Source organism: Variovorax sp. Root473 (genome assembly GCF_001426505.1).
GTDB lineage: Bacteria > Pseudomonadota > Gammaproteobacteria > Burkholderiales > Burkholderiaceae_C > Variovorax.
This window is the reverse complement of the sequence record NZ_LMEV01000013.1, coordinates 284,899-300,510: the sequence shown is the minus strand read 5'-3', so window position 1 is coordinate 300,510 and position 15,612 is coordinate 284,899. Positions and strand designations below refer to the sequence as shown.

Sequence of the window (15,612 nt, the reverse complement as noted above, 5' to 3'; positions counted from 1 at the left end):
TCGTTTCAGGGCTGGGTGTCGATGAAACTCGGCCGCAGCATGAGCTTGTCGTAAAGCCGGGCCAGGTTGGCGTGCTCGCCGCGCCAGTCGATTTCGGGAAAACGCAGCCCCAGCCAGCCCAGCGCGCAGCCGACCGCGATGTCCGACAGGCTCAGGTGGATGCCGCTGCAGAAGGGCTTGTCGCCCAGGCCCTTGGCCATGGCGGCCACGCCGTCCTCGACCTTGGCGCGCTGGCGCTCGATCCAGGCGGCGCTGCGCTCGCCGTCGGCGCGGCCGGTCCAGGTGGCTTCGAGGCGCCAGAGCACGCCGGCGTCCATGACGCCGTCGGCCAGCGCTTCCCAGGTCTTGACCTCGGCACGCTCGCGGCTTTGCTGCGGAATGAGCTTGCCCACGGGCGACAGGGTGTCGATGTACTCGACGATGACGCGCGAGTCGAACATCGCCTCGCCGCCTTCCATGATCAGGCACGGCACCTTGCCCAGCGGATTCGAATGGGCGATCGTGGTGTCGGCGGACCAGACGTCTTCGATCACGAACTGGTAGTCGAGCCGCTTTTCGGCCAGCACCACGCGCACCTTGCGCACATAAGGACTGGCGGCGGATCCGATCAGTTTCATGAAGGCTCTCTCCCCATCGCTTGTTAACGTTTGTTCGCAGGCATTTTAGGTGAACGGAAAAAGACGACGCCCGAATCCCCCGCGCCGCGCCCACCCGGCGGCCGCCTAAAATTCGGGCATGAGCTTTTCCACCGTCTCCGCCCTCTCCCCCCTTGACGGCCGCTATGCGGCCAAACTCGCGGCCTTGCGCCCGCTGATGAGCGAACAGGGCTATATGCACCGTCGCGTGCAGGTGGAGGTGGCCTGGTTCATCGCGCTGTCCGACTGCGGCTTTGCCGAGTTCAAGCCCCTCACGGGCGGCGCCCGCAAGTACCTGATGGGGCTGGTGTCGCACTTCTCCGAGGCCGACGCCCTGGCCATCAAGGACATCGAGAAGACCACCAACCACGACGTGAAGGCGGTCGAATACTGGATCAAGTCGAAGTTCGAAGCCCGCCCGGAACTGCTGGCCGCCGCCGAGTTCGTGCACTTCGCCTGCACCAGCGAAGACATCAACAACACCAGCCACGCCCTGCAGATCCAGGCCGCGCGCGACACCGTGGTGCTTCCGGCCATCGACGGCCTCATCGCCAAGCTGCGCGAAATGGCGCACCAGTTCGCTGACGTGTCGATGCTCTCGCGCACCCACGGCCAGACCGCCAGCCCGACCACCGTCGGCAAGGAAATCGCCAACGTGGCGGTGCGCCTGACCAAGGCCCGCGCGCAAATCGCCGCCGTGCAGCTGCTGGGCAAGATGAACGGCGCCGTGGGCAACTACAACGCCCACCTGGCCGCCTGGCCCGAGTTCGACTGGGAAGCCTTCAGCCGCAAGGTCGTCGAGACGCCCGCGCCGCTGGGCCTGGGCCTGCAGTTCCAGCCGTACAGCATCCAGATCGAGCCGCACGACTACATGGCCGAGCTGTTCGATGCCGTGGCCCGCGCCAACACGATCCTGGTCGACTTCTCGCGCGACATCTGGGGCTACGTGAGCCTGGGCTACTTCAAGCAGCGCCTGAAGAAGGGCGAGATCGGCTCGTCGACCATGCCGCACAAGGTCAACCCGATCGACTTCGAGAACGCCGAGGGCAACCTGGGCCTGGCCAACGCGGTGCTGCGCCACCTGAGCGAGAAGCTGCCCATCAGCCGCTGGCAGCGCGACCTGACCGACAGCACGGTGCTGCGCAACATCGGCGTGGCCTTCGGCTACGCCACGCTGGCCTACGCGAGCCTGGCCACGGGCCTGGGCAAGCTCGAGATCAACGAGGAAGCGCTCGCTGGCGACCTCGACGCCTCGTGGGAAGTGCTGGCCGAGCCGATCCAGACCGTGATGCGCCGCTTCGGCGTGCAGGGCGCCTACGAGCAGCTCAAGGAAGTCACGCGCGGCAAGACCGTGACGGCCGAGGCGCTGCACGGGCTGATCCGTTCGCTGGCCATCCCGGAAGAGGAAAAGACCCGACTCCTGGCCATGACGCCCGCCAGCTACACCGGCAAGGCGGCCGAACTGGCCCGCCGAATTTAGGTTCCCCCGCGACGGTCCACCGGCCCGTGCCGCCCACGGCCGGTGCGCGTCGTACGCGGCTCGGCCCCCTCTCTCCAGCCAACGTGCCCCGCCTCGGGGCACGCCAGCCGACAACCCCGCCGGACGCTCCCACGCTCCCGTTGTTCATGCTGCGCGCCCCGCCCAGACGCCACTGGCCCATGCTTCCCCGAGGGCCCGCCCGCGCGGGTTGAGCGCGCCCGAGGCACACACCGCCAGGCAGACGAACAAAGACAACAACGCCCTCGACAACCAGAGGAGGAAAAAACCATGTTCAAGAAAACCAAAACCGCCGCCATCGCGATGGCGCTCTTTCCCATCAGCTTCCAGAGCCTGGCGGCCGATGCCGAGCCCGGGGCCGATCCATCGAAGTCGCTCGAGGCCATCACCGTCACCGGCGACTGGCTCGGCTCGCCCAGCGAGACCCGGGTGCTCGAGCATGCCGGCGCGCGCAGCATCGTCGAACGCCAGCAGATCCAGGAGAGCGGCGCCGCCAGCGTGCGCGACGTGCTGCGCCAGGTGCCCGGCGTGCAGGTGCAGGAAAGCAGCGGCACGGGCGGCAGCGACCTCTCGCTCAACGTGGGCGTGCGCGGCCTGACCTCGCGGCTGTCGTTCCGCTCCACCGTGCTGATCGACGGCGTGCCCGTGGCCTACGCGCCCTACGGCCAGCCGCAGCTGTCGCTGGCGCCGGTGGCGCTCGGGAGCCTCGAGGCGGTCGACGTGGTGCGCGGCGCGGGCTCGGTGCGCTATGGCCCGCAGAACGTGGGCGGCATCATCAACTTCGTGACGCGTTCGATTCCGAAGCAGTTCGCGGGCGAAGTGGGCGTGGGCGTCGAAAGCGCCAGCCATGGCGGCGGCACCAAGTCCACGCCCACGCTGTTCATCGGCGGCACCAACGAGAACGGCCTCGGCCTGGCGCTGCTGTATTCGGGCACGCACGGCAACGGCTTTCGCCAGAGCAACGACAAGACGCGCATCGACGACCTGATGCTCAAGGGCGCCTACCGCCTCTCGAAGACCGACGACATCGCGGTGACGCTGCATCGCTTCGAAGGCAGCGCGAGCATGCCGGGCGGGCTGACCACCGCGCAGTTCGCGGCCAACCCGTTCCAGTCGGACCGCCCCTTCGACGAGTTCAGCGGCAGCCGCACCGACGGCTCGGTCAAGTACACGCACAACGACGGCGTGAACAAGTTCGAGATGCTGACCTACTACACGGACTCGTTCCGCGGCAGCCACCTCGAGCAGGAAGGCTCGGGCAACAGCGCCGGCCAGCGCCGCCTCACCGCTGCCCCGCGCCATTACAAGACCTACGCCTTCGAGCCGCGCTACTCGCGCCTGATCGACTCCGGCAGCGTGGTGCAGGAAATCAGCGTCGGCGCGCGCTACCTCAAGGAAGAGGCCTCCGAAGTGGCCACGCGCAGCAGCTACTACCGGCCGCGCCCGGGCTTCGACGCCTATTCGCTGGCCCAGCCCACGTACCAGTTCAGCAAGGGCGGCACGACGGCGCACGCGGTCTACATCGACGACCGCATCGACTTCGGCAACTGGACGGTCACGCCCGGCGTGCGCTACGAATCGATCCGCTCGCACAACGATGTCTTCAACATGGCGAGCGGCCGGATCACCAGCGCGATCTATCCGAAGATCGATTCCAACGAGGTGCTGCCCACGCTGTCGGTGCTCTACCGCATGAGCGAGCGCTGGTCGGTGTTCGCCAATGCCGGCGTGTCGTTCGGACCGCAGCAGTACGCGCAACTGGCGCAGTCGACCAGTGGCCTGCATCCCGAGAAGGCCAAGACCTACGAGATCGGCACGCACTACAAGGGCGAGGCCTGGAGCGGCGAGCTGACGCTGTTCAACATCAACTTCGACAAGGAGCTGCAGCTGGCGCGCTCCATCACCGGCGAAGTCAGCCAGTGGACCGATCTGGGCGCCACGCGCCACCGCGGGCTGGAGTCGGCGCTGCGCTACGACCTGGGCAGCCTGAGCAACGCGCTCAAGGGGCTGTCCGTGTCGGGCACCTACACGTACACGCAGGCGACCTCGAAGGCCGGCGCCTTCGCCGGCCGCGACCTGCCGTTCTACTCGCGCCAGGTGGCCACGCTGGGCGCGCGCTACGAGCGCGGGCCGTGGACGATCAATGCCGACGTGTACGCGCAATCGAAGCAGCGCTCGCCGGGCGCGCCCGACGACGGCGCGAGGTACATCACGCTGGAAGATGCGACCGGCCGGCTCGGCGACATCCCCGGCTACGCCACGATGAACCTGCGCGCTGCCTACGACTTCGGCCCCTCGCTGAGCCACCTCAAGCTGGCCGTGGGCGTGAAGAACCTGTTCGACCGCCGCTACTACAACCGCTCGGTCGACAACAACGGCGGCAAGTACGTGGGCCAGCCGCGCACGCTGTACCTGCAGGCGTCGCTGGCGTTCTGAAGCCCGAGGGTGCGCGGGAGGGCGTCGGGCCTACACTCGCGCACCCATGGCCCTCAAATCCACCATCTTCAAGGCCACCCTCGCGGTGGCCGACATCGACCACGGCTACTACGCCGACCATGCGCTGACCCTGGCGCGCCACCCCAGCGAGACCGACGAGCGGATGATGATCCGGCTGGTCGCGCTCGCGCTCAACGCGCACCAGCTGCAGGACATCTGCAACGGCGACGGCACGCTGGCCTTCGGCGCGGGCCTGTCGAACGTCGAGGAGCCCGACGTGTGGCTGCGCGACTTCACGGGCCAGACCAAGATCTGGATCGAGGTCGGCCAGCCGGAAGACAAGCCCATCATCAAGGCCTGCGGCAAGGCGGACGAGGTGATCGTCTACTGCTTCAACCACGCGGCCGAGATCTGGTGGCGCGGCATCGAGAACAAGCTCACGCGGCCGCAGAACCTGAAGGTCTATCGCGTGCCGACCGAGGCCTCGCAGGCGCTCGCCAAGCTGGCGCAGCGCAGCATGCAGCTGCAGGCGACGATCCAGGAAAGCACGCTGACGCTGGGCGACGGCGTGAACAGCATCGACGTCGAACTGCTGCGCTGGAAGTGAACCCGCGCCGCTAGGCAGCGGGCATCATCTCGCCGCACTGCCAGCACTGCTCGAAACCACCTTCGACCTGCTCGCCGCACACGCAGCGCCAGCTGCGTTGTGGGCGGTTCTGCAGTTCGTGCAGCAGGCGCTTCGCGAGTTCGTACTGCGATTCGTCGTCGATCCAGATTTCGGGCAGGCACTGGTCGGGCGGCAGCTGGCCCATGACCGCACCGAGGAATTCGCGCTGCACCGTGGCAGCCACGCCCTCCTCGCACAGCGCGTGCGCCCACACGGTCGCGATCGCGAGGTTCGGGGCTTGCGCGAGGCGGCGCATGGTCAGGGTGCCCAGCGCGTGTCGTCGTCGGGATCGACCTCGGGCTCCGCGACGCTGGGCTCGGCTTCGCGCGCGCGCTCGGCATAGCGGTTGAAGCGCCAGGCCGAGTCTTCCATGGTGATGCGGCGCCAGGTGACGCGCTTCTCGACCGGCGTCATGGCCGGCCAGTACTGCACCTCGTCGAAGGTGCGCCCGCAGCCCTTGCACTGGTCGTCGCCCTGGCTCGTCGAGCAGATCGCGATGCAGGGCGTGTCGGGCGTGCTGTGGTACCAGTCGAGCCAGGCGGCCCAGGCCTTGGGAGGAAAGCCGACCTCGTCGACCTCGTCTTCGTGGTGAAAGACCATGAGCGCGTAGACCTCGGCCAGTGCGCGCAATTCGGGCGCCAGCGTGATGCCGTCGGGCGAGGGAGACTTCTCGCGCCAGTGGTTGATGGCGGCCTCGATGTCGGTGATGTGGATGGCGGCCATGGAACGTGAAAAAACAGCGAGCGGCGATCATAGTCCCGCAATGTCCCGCTCCTCTTTAGGGCCATAGGCGCTACGAAAAATAGAGCATGCATTGACCAGTACGTGGGGCCTGCGGAAGAATCGATCTCGAATTTAAAGAAAACTTTCTGTTGCCTCGGCGCGGTCTTCAATGCTCTAATCCCGCCCACGAAGGGGAGTAGCTCCCGATCGCTGTCTCCGGGCAGCGTGAATCGTCAGGTCGTCAATACGAAGCACAACACTTCCGGCCTGGCGGGCGACACACGCGCAGACACCTGTCGGCGCGCCTGCTGTTGTCGAGCAAGACCTTCGATTTGAACCTGCGCAGGTTTGGTCGAAGCGTTCGCAAGTCCCCGGTGTCACCCGGCCTTCGCTCCCCCGCTTTCGACCGCACCCGCGCAGGGTGAATCGAAACGCATCGGCATGCCGCTGCCCGTCGTGGTCCCGTCCAGGGAGCTGCGGGCGCGCTGCCACGACAATGAGGACTCTATGGAACAGTTCATGACCCCGGAATTCTGGGTCGCAGTCGGTCAGATCATCATGATCGACATTCTTCTGGGCGGCGACAACGCTGTCGTCATCGCGCTGGCATGCCGCAAGCTGCCGCCCGCGCAACGCACCCAGGGCATCCTGTGGGGCACCGCCGGCGCCATCGTGCTGCGCGTGATCCTGATCTTCTTCGCACTCACGCTGCTCGCGATTCCGTTCCTGAAGCTGGTGGGCGCAATCCTGCTGCTGTGGATCGGCGTGAAACTGCTGGCCCCCGACCACGACGACGCGCACGGCAACATCACCGGCAGCGACAAGCTCTGGGGTGCCGTGAAGACCGTGATCATTGCCGACCTGGTGATGAGCGTGGACAACGTGATCGCCATCGCCGGTGCCGCACAAGGCGCGGGCGACGGTCATCAGATGCCGCTGGTGATCTTCGGTCTGCTCGTGAGCATCCCGATCATCGTCTGGGGCAGCCAGCTGGTCATCAAGCTGATGGACCGCTTCCCGATGATCATCACGCTGGGCGGCATGCTGCTGGGCTGGATCGCCGGCACGATGGCCGTGTCCGACCCCGCCCTGGCCAACCCCGCCAACTGGACCTGGGTGCCGAAGGTGCCGCAGACCGACACCATCAAGTACGCCGCCGGCATCATCGGTGCGCTGCTGGTGCTGGCGATCGGCAAGTGGGTGGCCTCGCGCAAGCCGGCTCCCGCCACCCCGGCCCACTGAGCGTCTTTGGCCGACCAACGCCTTACACTGAAACTTCCTGCATCAATCCGGTCTCTGTCACTCTAACTACCAAAGGAGAGCCCCCATGGAAAAGATCATTCTTTACGTCGACGACGCCGTCTATGCCAGCGAGCAGTTCGCCGAACTGGCGCCGGATGCGGACAACGTCGTGGCACGCCATTGGGTGCTCGTGGCCTGCGCGCCGCGCATGACACACCGCATCAGCAAGTGGGTGAGCCACAGCGCGCGCGAGAACTGGCGCGCCAAGTGGTTCAGCAAGGTGCAGGCGCAGATGCTGCCGCTGCTCGAACGCAACGGCGGCCAGGTGACGGCGGTGCTGGCCAAGGGCCCGCTGACCGACCTGACGCAGCAACTCAAGCGCGAGCACGCGGCCACCCACGTGGTCGATGCGCGCCGCCCGAAGGTCGGCGTCGACCTGGAACCGGTCACGCCCGACCAGACCCCGCCCAAGCAATCGGGCTGGGCCTTTCCCGGCGCCGTGATGGGCATGGGCGCACTGCTGGTGCTGGCGAACGAGCTGGCCGAGTAACGCCCCGGATCCGAGGCTTTCCAACGAGCCCCGCTGCGGCAACGCAGCGGGGCTCGTTCTTTTGTGCGGCGGGCCCGTGGGGTATCCTGCGGCGCATGCGCATCCTCCTCAAATGGCTGCTCAGCGCCGTCGCGCTGCTCGCGGTCGCCTACCTCTACAGCGGCGTCCAGGTCCAGAGTTTCGGTTCGGCGCTGCTCGCGGCGGCCGTGATCGGCCTGCTCAACATGGTCGTGCGGCCAGTGCTGGTGATCCTCACGTTGCCGGTCACCATCGTCACGCTCGGGCTGTTCCTGTTCGTGATCAACGCCCTGCTGTTCTGGGCCGCCTCGGGCCTGCTCGGCGGCTTCCACGTCAGCGGCTTCTTTGCCGCGCTGCTGGGCTCGCTGATCTACTCGCTGCTCGGGCTGCTCATCGAGAGCGCGCTGGGCGGGCTGCTGTCCCGGCGCTGAGCGCCGGCGGCAACGCCCTCCTCCCCTTGCTCTTTCGCTTCATCACTTCAGCGGCGGCTCCTCGGCCTGCTGCTTGACCAGCACGTCGACGGCGCGCGCGCGCGTGTCGACGATCGAGGCCTCGTAGTGGTCGATCGGCGCCCCCGACTTGCGGATCAATTCCTGCGCCGCCTTGAAACGGTCGCGCGCGGCCGGATAGTCGAGGATCGCCACGTTGGCCTCGGCATCGGCGCGGATGGCGCGCAGCGTGTCGTTCTGCGCCCCGTACAGGTTGGCCAGCGTGCGCCAGGCCGTGGCGTCGCGCGGATGGACGGCCACCCAGTCGCGCAGCGCGGGCACCATGGGCGCGGGCTGGCGCTGGGCGATCGCGGCTTCGGCCGCGAGGATCATCTCGGGCCGCTCCTTCGATTTGGCATCGAGCAGCGCTGTCGCACGCGGTGCCGCGCCGCCCGCCAGTTCGATCTCGGCCTGCAGCCAGCGGGCCTGCTTGCTCGCGGCCGGTTCGTCGGCCGTGCGGGCCACGAGCCGCTCGGCCAGCGCGCGCGCCGCCTTGAAGTCGCGCAGTTCCTTGGCTGCCATCGCCGCCGCGTAGAGCGTGCCCGCCTGCTGGGCCGGTGAACTGCCCGCGAACTCGCCGCTGGACGCCGCGTTGACCCACAACCGCAGCACGTCGACGCCCGGGCGCGTCAGCACGCGGGCGCGCGCGGCGACCATGGCGTGGTCCATCACCAGCGGCACGACCGGCGGCGCGGCATCGGCGCGGAACTGGAAGCGGCCCTGCATGTCCGAGATGCGCTCGGTCGTCAGCGGGTGGCTGCGCAGGTACGGGTACGAGCCGTTGTCGTTCAGGCGTGAGGCGTACTGCAGCTTCTCGAACATCGCCGCGGCGCCCTGCGGCGCAAAGCCCGCCTGCGTCATCACGCCGAAGCCGATGCGGTCGGCCTCGCGCTCCATGTCGCGCGAAAAACTCAGCTGGTTCTGCATGAACAGCGCCTGGCTGCCCATGATCACGGCCTGCCCGGCGTCGGCGTTGCGGCTCTTGCTGGCGGCGATCATCCCGAGGATCAGGCCGGCGATCATCAAGGGCATCTGCTTGCCCTGCTTGCTCATGATGCGCGAGATGTGGCGCTGCGTGACGTGCGACAGCTCGTGCCCGAGCACCGTCGCCAGCTCGTCGCGGCTGCCGACCGCGGCCAGCAGCCCCAGGTTGAGCCCGAGGTAGCCGCCCGGCAGCGCGAAGGCGTTGATGTTGCGGTCGCGCCCGAGCAGGATGGTCCACGCAAAGCGCTCGTCGAGCTCGGGCGTGAGCTCGCCGCGCGCACGTGCGGCGTCCAGCAGGCGCTGCCAGATGTCCTGCACGTAAGCGGCGATCACCGGGTCGTCGATGTAGTCGGTGTCGCGGTACAGCTCGCGCACGATCTGGTCGCCCAGCCGGCGCTCGGCGCTCGCCGTCATCTCGCCGCCGTCACCGAGGCCCGGCAGGATCTGCTGCACCTGCGCCAGCGCGGGGGCCGGCAGCAGCACCTGGCAAGCTATTAAAAAGGTAGCGCACACCGCCTGCCAGAGGGGCGTCGGGCGTTTTTTTGTGGGGGAAGAGGGAGTCAAGCGCGGCATTCCTCGTCTGTGGCTCGGGCTCGTATGATGCATCTTCAAAACGAACGTTCACCGATGAGCACCCTCACCCATTTTGACGCTCAGGGCCAGGCCCACATGGTCGACGTCGCGGCCAAGCCCGCCACCCACCGCGTGGCCGTGGCCACCGGCCGCATCGAGATGCAGCCCGCGACGCTGGCGCTGATCGAATCGGGCACCGCCAAGAAAGGCGACGTGCTGGGCATCGCGCGCATCGCCGGCATCCAGGCCGCCAAGAAGACCAGCGAACTGATCCCGCTGTGCCACCCGCTGGCGCTGACCCGCGTGGCCGTGGCCTTCGCGCTCGCCGACAGCGGCCAGGCGCCGCAGGTGGCCTGCACCGCGACCGTCGAGACCGTCGGCCCGACCGGCGTGGAAATGGAAGCCCTGACCGCCGTGCAGGTCGCGCTGCTCACCATCTACGACATGTGCAAGGCCGTCGACCGCGGGATGCGCATCACCGACGTGCATGTGCTGGAGAAGCACGGCGGGAAGTCGGGGAGCTACGTCGCGGCGACGGACTGAGTCCAGCGGCTACAGCTCGGGCGCATCGTCCGGGCGGTTGTCCAGCCAGCGGGCGAACGCGGCCGGAAACGCGACCCGGAAACGCGTGGCCAGCGCATGCGCTTCGGCATCGCGGCCTAGCAACTCGGCGCTTTCGATCAACTTCATGATGACGCGCGGCTCGGGCGAAAAGTGCAGCACGCGCCCGGCCAGTTCGTGCATGTGCGCGGCGTTCGCGGGCGTGACGGCCGTCAGCGTTACCTCGGCGAAATCCACCTGGCGTGAGAACAGCCACGAGCCCTGAAGCTTGGCGAGCGTGTCGTCGCGGTAGGCCGGCAGGCGCGCCTCGCGCGGCAGGTAGATCTGGCTGATGCGGGTGTAGTCCCAGGCGGCGTAGCCGATGACGGCGATCCAGGCTGCGGCGGCGAAGGTGGCGAGTTTTCGGCTGCCATTCGCTGCGGGGCGCTGGGTCGATGCCGGCCACAGGACGCCGAGGCACAGGCCGAACACCAGCTGGAACGGGCCGTACCAGAGCGGGTACTCGAGCAGGCTGTGCAACAGGATGACGCCGAGCAGGCCCCACGCCATCAGCCGCAACGGATCGCGCTCCCGCCAAGGCTTCGCCGCACCCACCATCCACAGAAAGCCACCGCAGATGAGCAGCGCCACCGGAATGCCCAGTTCGACCGCGAGGTGCAGCGGGAGGTTGTGGGCGTTGTCGAGGATGACGGGGAAACGCGGGCCGGTGTACAGCGTGGCGAAGTGCGCGAAGCTGAGTTCGCCCCAGCCCCAGCCGGTGAGGGGGCGCTGGGCGATGAGCGTCAGGACGTTTTGCCAGAGGACGACGCGGCTGTCGGTGGCGACGACGGTGGGTTGCAGGCGTGACCTCAAGGCCGCAGTGGCAACTTGCCCATCGCCACCGGCCGCCAGATAGGGCAACAACGCATCGAAGGCGAAGTAAAGCGGAATCCCTGCCAGCAGAACGAGCGGAGGCGGCAGGCGAAAGGACGCCGGAATCACCCGTCCGTGACGCTCTCGCCAAGCCGCAAAACCTGCAATCGCCATGACCAACAGGAATTGAAGCAGCCCCGTGCGCGACAAGGAGGCGGCCGCGGCGGCGATCAGCACGACGGCCGCCGCCACCAACCCCCACCGCGCTCGGCGTGCGCTTTGTATTCCATAGAGCCACAGCAGGGCGACCAGCGCCAGGCCGAGCAACGTTGCGAACTGGTTCCGCTGGCGCAGCGTGCCCCACGCACGTCCTTCGGGAGGCGAAGCGAACCAGGACGCCAGATCGCCCGCCAAGTGGTAGTACTGAAGCAGGCCCAGGACCGCATTGAGCAGTCCCGCGCTGAAGAGCCCCCAAGCGATTGCCTTCGGCGTCGAGACATCACCATCCGCCGAACTCGCCCCCAATCCAGCTGCCAGTGCAATAGCGACGAGAGCGGCCAACGCGGATGCGAGAGCCCCCCCGGCGGCACCCCACGTTCCGGCGAGCACCAGCACCGCTGCGCTTGCCCCCAACCATCGGGTCAGTTCAGAAGCGGGCCGAGCCAAGGCCGGTGCGCAAAGAAGCCAGCCTGCGAGACAAATCCAGGACACCAACTGCTGCCACACGGTGACGGATGGCCCCGCCACCAGCGGCGAAAGAAACGCGAATGCCAGCAGTGCCGCGCGAATGCCGCACAGAGCCCGCCCCGGGGAAAGAAAGGCGCTACGGGTTGGAGAAAGCTGCACGGGCTCATTGTGAAGCCGCTCGATCCGACGAATGGTCACGGCGACCGGGTGAATGGCACTGCCAAGAATTCAATTAGACACACAATTTAACAATATTTCTCAATTGTTTCTTCGGCTTGATCAACGGGCTGGAGTTGGCTTGAAAGGCAGTCTTGATGAACCAACGAGTTGCGTTGCCCACCGGGTCAAGGACGGGCGCACCCGAATCACGGCGGGCGCAGAAAGGGTTCACCTTGATCGAGGTCATGGTCACGATCGCCATCGTGGCCATCCTTGCGAGCATTGCCTACCCGAACTACTCGGACTACGTGCGGCGGGGCAATGTTCAAGAAGCACCCGGGAACCTGTCGAGCTATCGCGCCCAAATCGAGCAGTACTACCAAGACCATCGCACCTACGTCAAAGCCGATGGCACCTGCGGCATCGATCCTCCAACCGCCACAGCCAACTTCCAGTACAGCTGCACGCCGACGTCGACCGGCCAGGGCTACTCGCTCGCCGCAACCGGCAATACCGGCACCTCGGTTACAGGCCTCAAATACATGCTGGACCAGAAAAACCAACCGTCCACGACGTGCAGCAGTTGCGCCTGGAACTTCACCGGCACGCAGACCAAATGGATTGTGCGCAAGCCATGAAGCCAAGGGTTCACCGCGCGGCGGCGGGCTTCACCCTGATTGAATTGATGGTCGGGATCGCACTCTTCGCGGTCCTGTTCATGCTTGCGTATCCCAGCTATGCGAGCTTCATTCGCAACGCACAGGTTCGCACTGCCGCTGAATCCGTGCTCAACGGCTTGCAACTGGCTCGGGCCGAGGCGATCCGGCGCAACAGCAACGTCCGGTTCACGCTGACGAACAAGTCCAACGGCGTGGCCCTTGCAGGGGGCACCGACTGGGCCCTCTACGGCGCGCTTCCGGATACACCCACGAATCTCAACGACCTGGTGCAAGAGCATCTGGAAGGCAATGCCTCGTCCAATGCCCGCGTCCAGGTTTCCACCACGGTCGGCACGAAGGCTGCTGACCCCGGCGCCGGCATGCCAGCCACCATCACATTCACCGGACTGGGACGGCTCACCACGGCAACGACCACGCGCCAGATCGACATCACCGGCGCCACCACCGATGTGCGCCGACTGGCGATCATCCTGGCGCCCGGCGGCGACATCCGCATGTGTGATCCGGGCCACTCCCTGGCCACCAACCCGCAAGGTTGCTCATGAGTGCACAGAGAAAAACACTTCGCGCCATTCGTCGGCGACCCGGTGGTCAACGCGGCGTGATGCTGATCGAAGCACTCGTGGCGATCGCCATTTTTTCCCTCGCGGTTCTCGGAATCCTCGGCTTGCAGGCGACAGCCATTCGCGCCGTAAGCGACGCCGACTACCGTGCCAAGGCCAGCTTCTTCGCAAACCAGATCGTAGGGCGCATGTGGGTGGACCGCTTCAATGTCCCGACCTACGCCTTGAATGCGAACGCAAAAGCCTGTGACCCAGGCGACAACACGGCCGCCAACCCATTGGTGACCAGTTGGCTTTCCGGATTGAGCAATGCAACCAACCCGGGCTTCCTGCCTGGTGCGTCCGGGTTGCAGCAGCAGATCGTCGTCGGACCCAACAACATCGTGACGGTAACGCTCTGCTGGCAAAGCCCGCAGGATGAGTTGACGCACAACTTCACCCTCACGACACAGATCCAAGGCTGAGATTTCATGCCCTCACTTCAGCAAGGAAACCGCCAGCAAGGCTTCGGCCTCGTCGAGACACTCGTTGGCATGGTCGTCGGACTCGTGGCGACGGTCATCATCTTCCAGGTCGTTTCTACCTACGAAGGCATCAAGCGCTCGACCACCTCGGGTGCCGACACGCAGCAGAACGGCAGCTTCAGCCTGGCGACGATCGAGCGCGACCTGCGCGCCGCCGGCTGGGGCATGCCGACGGCAGCCATCATGCCGTGCACCGCGTACTTCGCGTACTACAGCACCGGAGCGGCCAGCGGCCCTGTTCCCAACTTCTCGGGCGCGCCCGTGCGCATCACCGACGGAGGCACTGCGGCCGGGGCTTCCGACAGCATCACGATGCTCTGGGGGACGTCCATCCGCAGCAATGTCCGGAACATGCTGCTGCAAAACGCGACGATCAACCCCCCCGGCACGCCAGCCGCCAACCTCCAGCCCACCAGCAAGGTGGGACTTTCGGGCGTCGAGGGCTTCGTGTGGATGACCGATGACGACGGCAGATGCACGCTCACACGCATCACCGCAAGCGACGCCAACCCCGCCAGCCCGGACAGCGTCGTCCTGACGCATGCCACAGCCACCGGTACCGCAACGCAGCCGACCTACAACCCGCCGGCCGACGTGATGACCACATTGGGCTGGCCCACCAGCTTCACCAAGAATCCGCGGATCTTCGACATCGGCACCTTCACGCAGCGAACCTATTCGGTGGCAGGCGGCTCGCTCGTGTCGCAGGACTTCTTCAGTTCGATGACGCAGGTCCAGCTCGCCAACAACGTGGTGAGCCTCAAGGCGATGTATGGCATCAGCGATGCCGCCAGCCAGGTCGTGAACAACTGGGTTTCGGCCACCGGGTCGTGGGCTGCCCCTTCCCTGGATGAGGCCAGGCGCATCAAGGCCGTCCGCATTGCCGTGGTGGTGCGCAGTCCGCTTAAGGAAAAGATGGAGGAGGGGGCCCAAGCCTGCACCACCACCACCACAGCGCCGACGAGCTGGCCCGGCGGTCCCACGATCGATCTGAGCAACGACGCCGATTGGCGCTGCTACCGCTACCGCGCCTTTGAAACCATCGTGCCGCTTCGCAACGTTCTCTGGGCCAACCTGCAATGAGCCTTACATCCGCTCCCTCCCCCACGAAGCCTGCTTTCACCCGTCGACCACATCGCAGTGGCACGCAGCAAAAAGGGGTGGTCGTTTTCATCGCCTTGATCGCCGTGCTGGTGCTGTCGCTGGCCGCAGCCGCGCTGCTGCGCTCTACGGACACGGCCGGCGTGATCTCGGGCAATGCCGCCTTCAAGCAGGCGGCCACCAGCATCGCCGATACGGGCGCGGAACGCGCCTTCAATGCGCTGCCGACACTCGCCGAGGCCGATGCCGACGTGGCGAACAAGTACTACCGCCTGATGCAGGCCGTGGATGCGAACGGCGTTCCCAACACGATCAATTGGGGTTCGGTCCCCTGCTACGACCATGAAGGCGGCGTCGCGGCCATCTCGTGCACAGATGAATCCCTGTACCGGGTGCAGTACGTGATCGACCGGCTGTGCGCCACAGCCCCCGCCAAGACCGACCCCCTGACCCTGCTGACCAGCAAATGCGTGGCGGGGCAGCCGTTTTCGGCAGGAGGAAACGCAGGCGACGACAACAACAGCCATGCGCAGACCACCAACATCTTCGGAAGCCTGACACCGCCGCCGGCAACCCGGCCCACGATCCACTACCGGGTGACTGTGCGCGTTCTCGGCCCGCGCAACACCAGCAGCATTGTTCAGACAACGATCGAATTGCCATTTGGCTGA

18 protein-coding genes are annotated in these 15,612 nt (G+C 66.5%); 12 read left to right on the top strand and 6 right to left on the bottom strand.

Annotated elements, in window-relative coordinates; genetic code table 11:
* Positions 1 to 5 precede the first annotated feature (5 nt).
* On the bottom strand, positions 6 to 617 hold the full coding sequence (locus ASD34_RS07845; RefSeq protein ID WP_056575249.1) for a glutathione S-transferase N-terminal domain-containing protein: 612 nt from the start codon (positions 615 to 617) through the stop codon (positions 6 to 8).
* A gap of 118 nt (positions 618 to 735) precedes the next feature.
* Here ASD34_RS07845 and purB point away from each other — a divergent pair, with 118 nt between their 5' ends.
* From purB to ASD34_RS07830, 3 genes are all read left to right on the top strand, one after another.
* A complete protein-coding gene (purB, locus tag ASD34_RS07840; RefSeq protein ID WP_056575245.1) occupies positions 736 to 2,115 on the top strand; it encodes an adenylosuccinate lyase in 1,380 nt (459 codons plus the stop codon).
* Positions 2,116 to 2,403: 288 nt separating this feature from the next.
* Complete coding sequence (locus tag ASD34_RS07835; RefSeq protein WP_056575242.1) at positions 2,404 to 4,569, top strand: TonB-dependent receptor family protein; 2,166 nt, start codon at positions 2,404 to 2,406, stop codon at positions 4,567 to 4,569.
* A gap of 46 nt (positions 4,570 to 4,615) precedes the next feature.
* Positions 4,616 to 5,176: a YaeQ family protein gene (locus tag ASD34_RS07830; RefSeq protein ID WP_056575239.1), complete on the top strand. Its 561-nt coding sequence runs from the start codon at positions 4,616 to 4,618 to the stop codon at positions 5,174 to 5,176.
* A gap of 10 nt (positions 5,177 to 5,186) precedes the next feature.
* Here ASD34_RS07830 and ASD34_RS07825 read toward each other — a convergent pair whose 3' ends face one another.
* Together ASD34_RS07825 and ASD34_RS07820 are read right to left on the bottom strand one after the other, a co-directional pair.
* Positions 5,187 to 5,492 carry a putative signal transducing protein gene (locus ASD34_RS07825; protein WP_056575237.1) on the bottom strand — a complete coding sequence of 102 codons (306 nt, stop codon included), beginning with the start codon at positions 5,490 to 5,492 and terminating at the stop codon, positions 5,187 to 5,189.
* A 2-nt stretch (positions 5,493 to 5,494) separates the two neighbouring features.
* Positions 5,495 to 5,959: a DUF3717 domain-containing protein gene (locus ASD34_RS07820; RefSeq protein ID WP_056575234.1), complete on the bottom strand. Its 465-nt coding sequence runs from the start codon at positions 5,957 to 5,959 to the stop codon at positions 5,495 to 5,497.
* 507 nt (positions 5,960 to 6,466) lie between these two features.
* Here ASD34_RS07820 and ASD34_RS07815 point away from each other — a divergent pair.
* From ASD34_RS07815 to ASD34_RS07805, 3 genes are all read left to right on the top strand, one after another.
* Positions 6,467 to 7,201, top strand: coding sequence for a TerC family protein (locus ASD34_RS07815; protein ID WP_056575233.1), 735 nt, complete (start codon positions 6,467 to 6,469; stop codon positions 7,199 to 7,201).
* 85 nt (positions 7,202 to 7,286) lie between these two features.
* Positions 7,287 to 7,751: a hypothetical protein gene (locus ASD34_RS07810; protein ID WP_056575230.1), complete on the top strand. Its 465-nt coding sequence runs from the start codon at positions 7,287 to 7,289 to the stop codon at positions 7,749 to 7,751.
* Positions 7,752 to 7,846: 95 nt separating this feature from the next.
* Entirely contained in the window at positions 7,847 to 8,200 is a 354-nt protein-coding gene (locus ASD34_RS07805; protein WP_056575226.1) for a phage holin family protein, read from the top strand.
* A gap of 42 nt (positions 8,201 to 8,242) precedes the next feature.
* Here ASD34_RS07805 and ASD34_RS07800 read toward each other — a convergent pair whose 3' ends face one another.
* A complete protein-coding gene (locus ASD34_RS07800; protein WP_056575224.1) occupies positions 8,243 to 9,814 on the bottom strand; it encodes a M48 family metalloprotease in 1,572 nt (523 codons plus the stop codon).
* A 54-nt stretch (positions 9,815 to 9,868) separates the two neighbouring features.
* Between ASD34_RS07800 and moaC the strand changes: the two genes are divergently transcribed.
* A complete protein-coding gene (gene moaC / locus ASD34_RS07795) occupies positions 9,869 to 10,357 on the top strand; it encodes a cyclic pyranopterin monophosphate synthase MoaC (protein WP_056575222.1) in 489 nt (162 codons plus the stop codon).
* A 9-nt stretch (positions 10,358 to 10,366) separates the two neighbouring features.
* Here the strand turns inward: moaC and ASD34_RS07790 are convergent, their stop codons facing one another.
* Both ASD34_RS07790 and ASD34_RS28105 read right to left on the bottom strand, forming a co-directional pair.
* A complete protein-coding gene (locus tag ASD34_RS07790) occupies positions 10,367 to 12,112 on the bottom strand; it encodes a PglL family O-oligosaccharyltransferase (protein WP_235509998.1) in 1,746 nt (581 codons plus the stop codon).
* A 34-nt stretch (positions 12,113 to 12,146) separates the two neighbouring features.
* Positions 12,147 to 12,335, bottom strand: coding sequence for a hypothetical protein (locus ASD34_RS28105; RefSeq protein WP_162248692.1), 189 nt, complete (start codon positions 12,333 to 12,335; stop codon positions 12,147 to 12,149).
* Here ASD34_RS28105 and ASD34_RS07785 point away from each other — a divergent pair.
* From ASD34_RS07785 to ASD34_RS07765, 5 genes are all read left to right on the top strand, one after another.
* On the top strand, positions 12,319 to 12,711 hold the full coding sequence (locus ASD34_RS07785; RefSeq protein ID WP_162248691.1) for a type IV pilin protein: 393 nt from the start codon (positions 12,319 to 12,321) through the stop codon (positions 12,709 to 12,711). The genes ASD34_RS28105 and ASD34_RS07785 overlap by 17 nt on opposite strands.
* Positions 12,708 to 13,298: a GspH/FimT family pseudopilin gene (locus tag ASD34_RS07780; protein WP_235509997.1), complete on the top strand. Its 591-nt coding sequence runs from the start codon at positions 12,708 to 12,710 to the stop codon at positions 13,296 to 13,298. Before ASD34_RS07785 ends, ASD34_RS07780 begins: the two co-directional genes overlap by 4 nt.
* Complete coding sequence (locus ASD34_RS07775) at positions 13,295 to 13,780, top strand: hypothetical protein (RefSeq protein WP_157609656.1); 486 nt, start codon at positions 13,295 to 13,297, stop codon at positions 13,778 to 13,780. Before ASD34_RS07780 ends, ASD34_RS07775 begins: the two co-directional genes overlap by 4 nt.
* Positions 13,781 to 13,786: 6 nt before the next feature.
* Positions 13,787 to 14,923: a PilW family protein gene (locus ASD34_RS07770; RefSeq protein WP_056575210.1), complete on the top strand. Its 1,137-nt coding sequence runs from the start codon at positions 13,787 to 13,789 to the stop codon at positions 14,921 to 14,923.
* A 77-nt stretch (positions 14,924 to 15,000) separates the two neighbouring features.
* Positions 15,001 to 15,612, top strand: a complete 612-nt coding sequence (locus ASD34_RS07765; protein ID WP_056575207.1) for a hypothetical protein — start codon at positions 15,001 to 15,003, stop codon at positions 15,610 to 15,612.

What these genes read in the sequence shown, in the direction of transcription:
- ASD34_RS07845 (WP_056575249.1), bottom strand. Translation starts at nt 617, where the DNA reads ATGAAACTGATCGGATCCGCCGCCAGTCCTTATGTGCGCAAGGTGCGC.
- purB (WP_056575245.1), top strand. Translation starts at nt 736, where the DNA reads ATGAGCTTTTCCACCGTCTCCGCCCTCTCCCCCCTTGACGGCCGCTAT.
- ASD34_RS07835 (WP_056575242.1), top strand. Translation starts at nt 2,404, where the DNA reads ATGTTCAAGAAAACCAAAACCGCCGCCATCGCGATGGCGCTCTTTCCC.
- ASD34_RS07830 (WP_056575239.1), top strand. Translation starts at nt 4,616, where the DNA reads ATGGCCCTCAAATCCACCATCTTCAAGGCCACCCTCGCGGTGGCCGAC.
- ASD34_RS07825 (WP_056575237.1), bottom strand. Translation starts at nt 5,492, where the DNA reads ATGCGCCGCCTCGCGCAAGCCCCGAACCTCGCGATCGCGACCGTGTGG.
- ASD34_RS07820 (WP_056575234.1), bottom strand. Translation starts at nt 5,959, where the DNA reads ATGGCCGCCATCCACATCACCGACATCGAGGCCGCCATCAACCACTGG.
- ASD34_RS07815 (WP_056575233.1), top strand. Translation starts at nt 6,467, where the DNA reads ATGGAACAGTTCATGACCCCGGAATTCTGGGTCGCAGTCGGTCAGATC.
- ASD34_RS07810 (WP_056575230.1), top strand. Translation starts at nt 7,287, where the DNA reads ATGGAAAAGATCATTCTTTACGTCGACGACGCCGTCTATGCCAGCGAG.
- ASD34_RS07805 (WP_056575226.1), top strand. Translation starts at nt 7,847, where the DNA reads ATGCGCATCCTCCTCAAATGGCTGCTCAGCGCCGTCGCGCTGCTCGCG.
- ASD34_RS07800 (WP_056575224.1), bottom strand. Translation starts at nt 9,814, where the DNA reads ATGCCGCGCTTGACTCCCTCTTCCCCCACAAAAAAACGCCCGACGCCC.
- moaC (WP_056575222.1), top strand. Translation starts at nt 9,869, where the DNA reads ATGAGCACCCTCACCCATTTTGACGCTCAGGGCCAGGCCCACATGGTC.
- ASD34_RS07785 (WP_162248691.1), top strand. Translation starts at nt 12,319, where the DNA reads ATGGTCACGATCGCCATCGTGGCCATCCTTGCGAGCATTGCCTACCCG.
- ASD34_RS28105 (WP_162248692.1), bottom strand. Translation starts at nt 12,335, where the DNA reads ATGGCGATCGTGACCATGACCTCGATCAAGGTGAACCCTTTCTGCGCC.
- ASD34_RS07780 (WP_235509997.1), top strand. Translation starts at nt 12,708, where the DNA reads ATGAAGCCAAGGGTTCACCGCGCGGCGGCGGGCTTCACCCTGATTGAA.
- ASD34_RS07775 (WP_157609656.1), top strand. Translation starts at nt 13,295, where the DNA reads ATGAGTGCACAGAGAAAAACACTTCGCGCCATTCGTCGGCGACCCGGT.
- ASD34_RS07770 (WP_056575210.1), top strand. Translation starts at nt 13,787, where the DNA reads ATGCCCTCACTTCAGCAAGGAAACCGCCAGCAAGGCTTCGGCCTCGTC.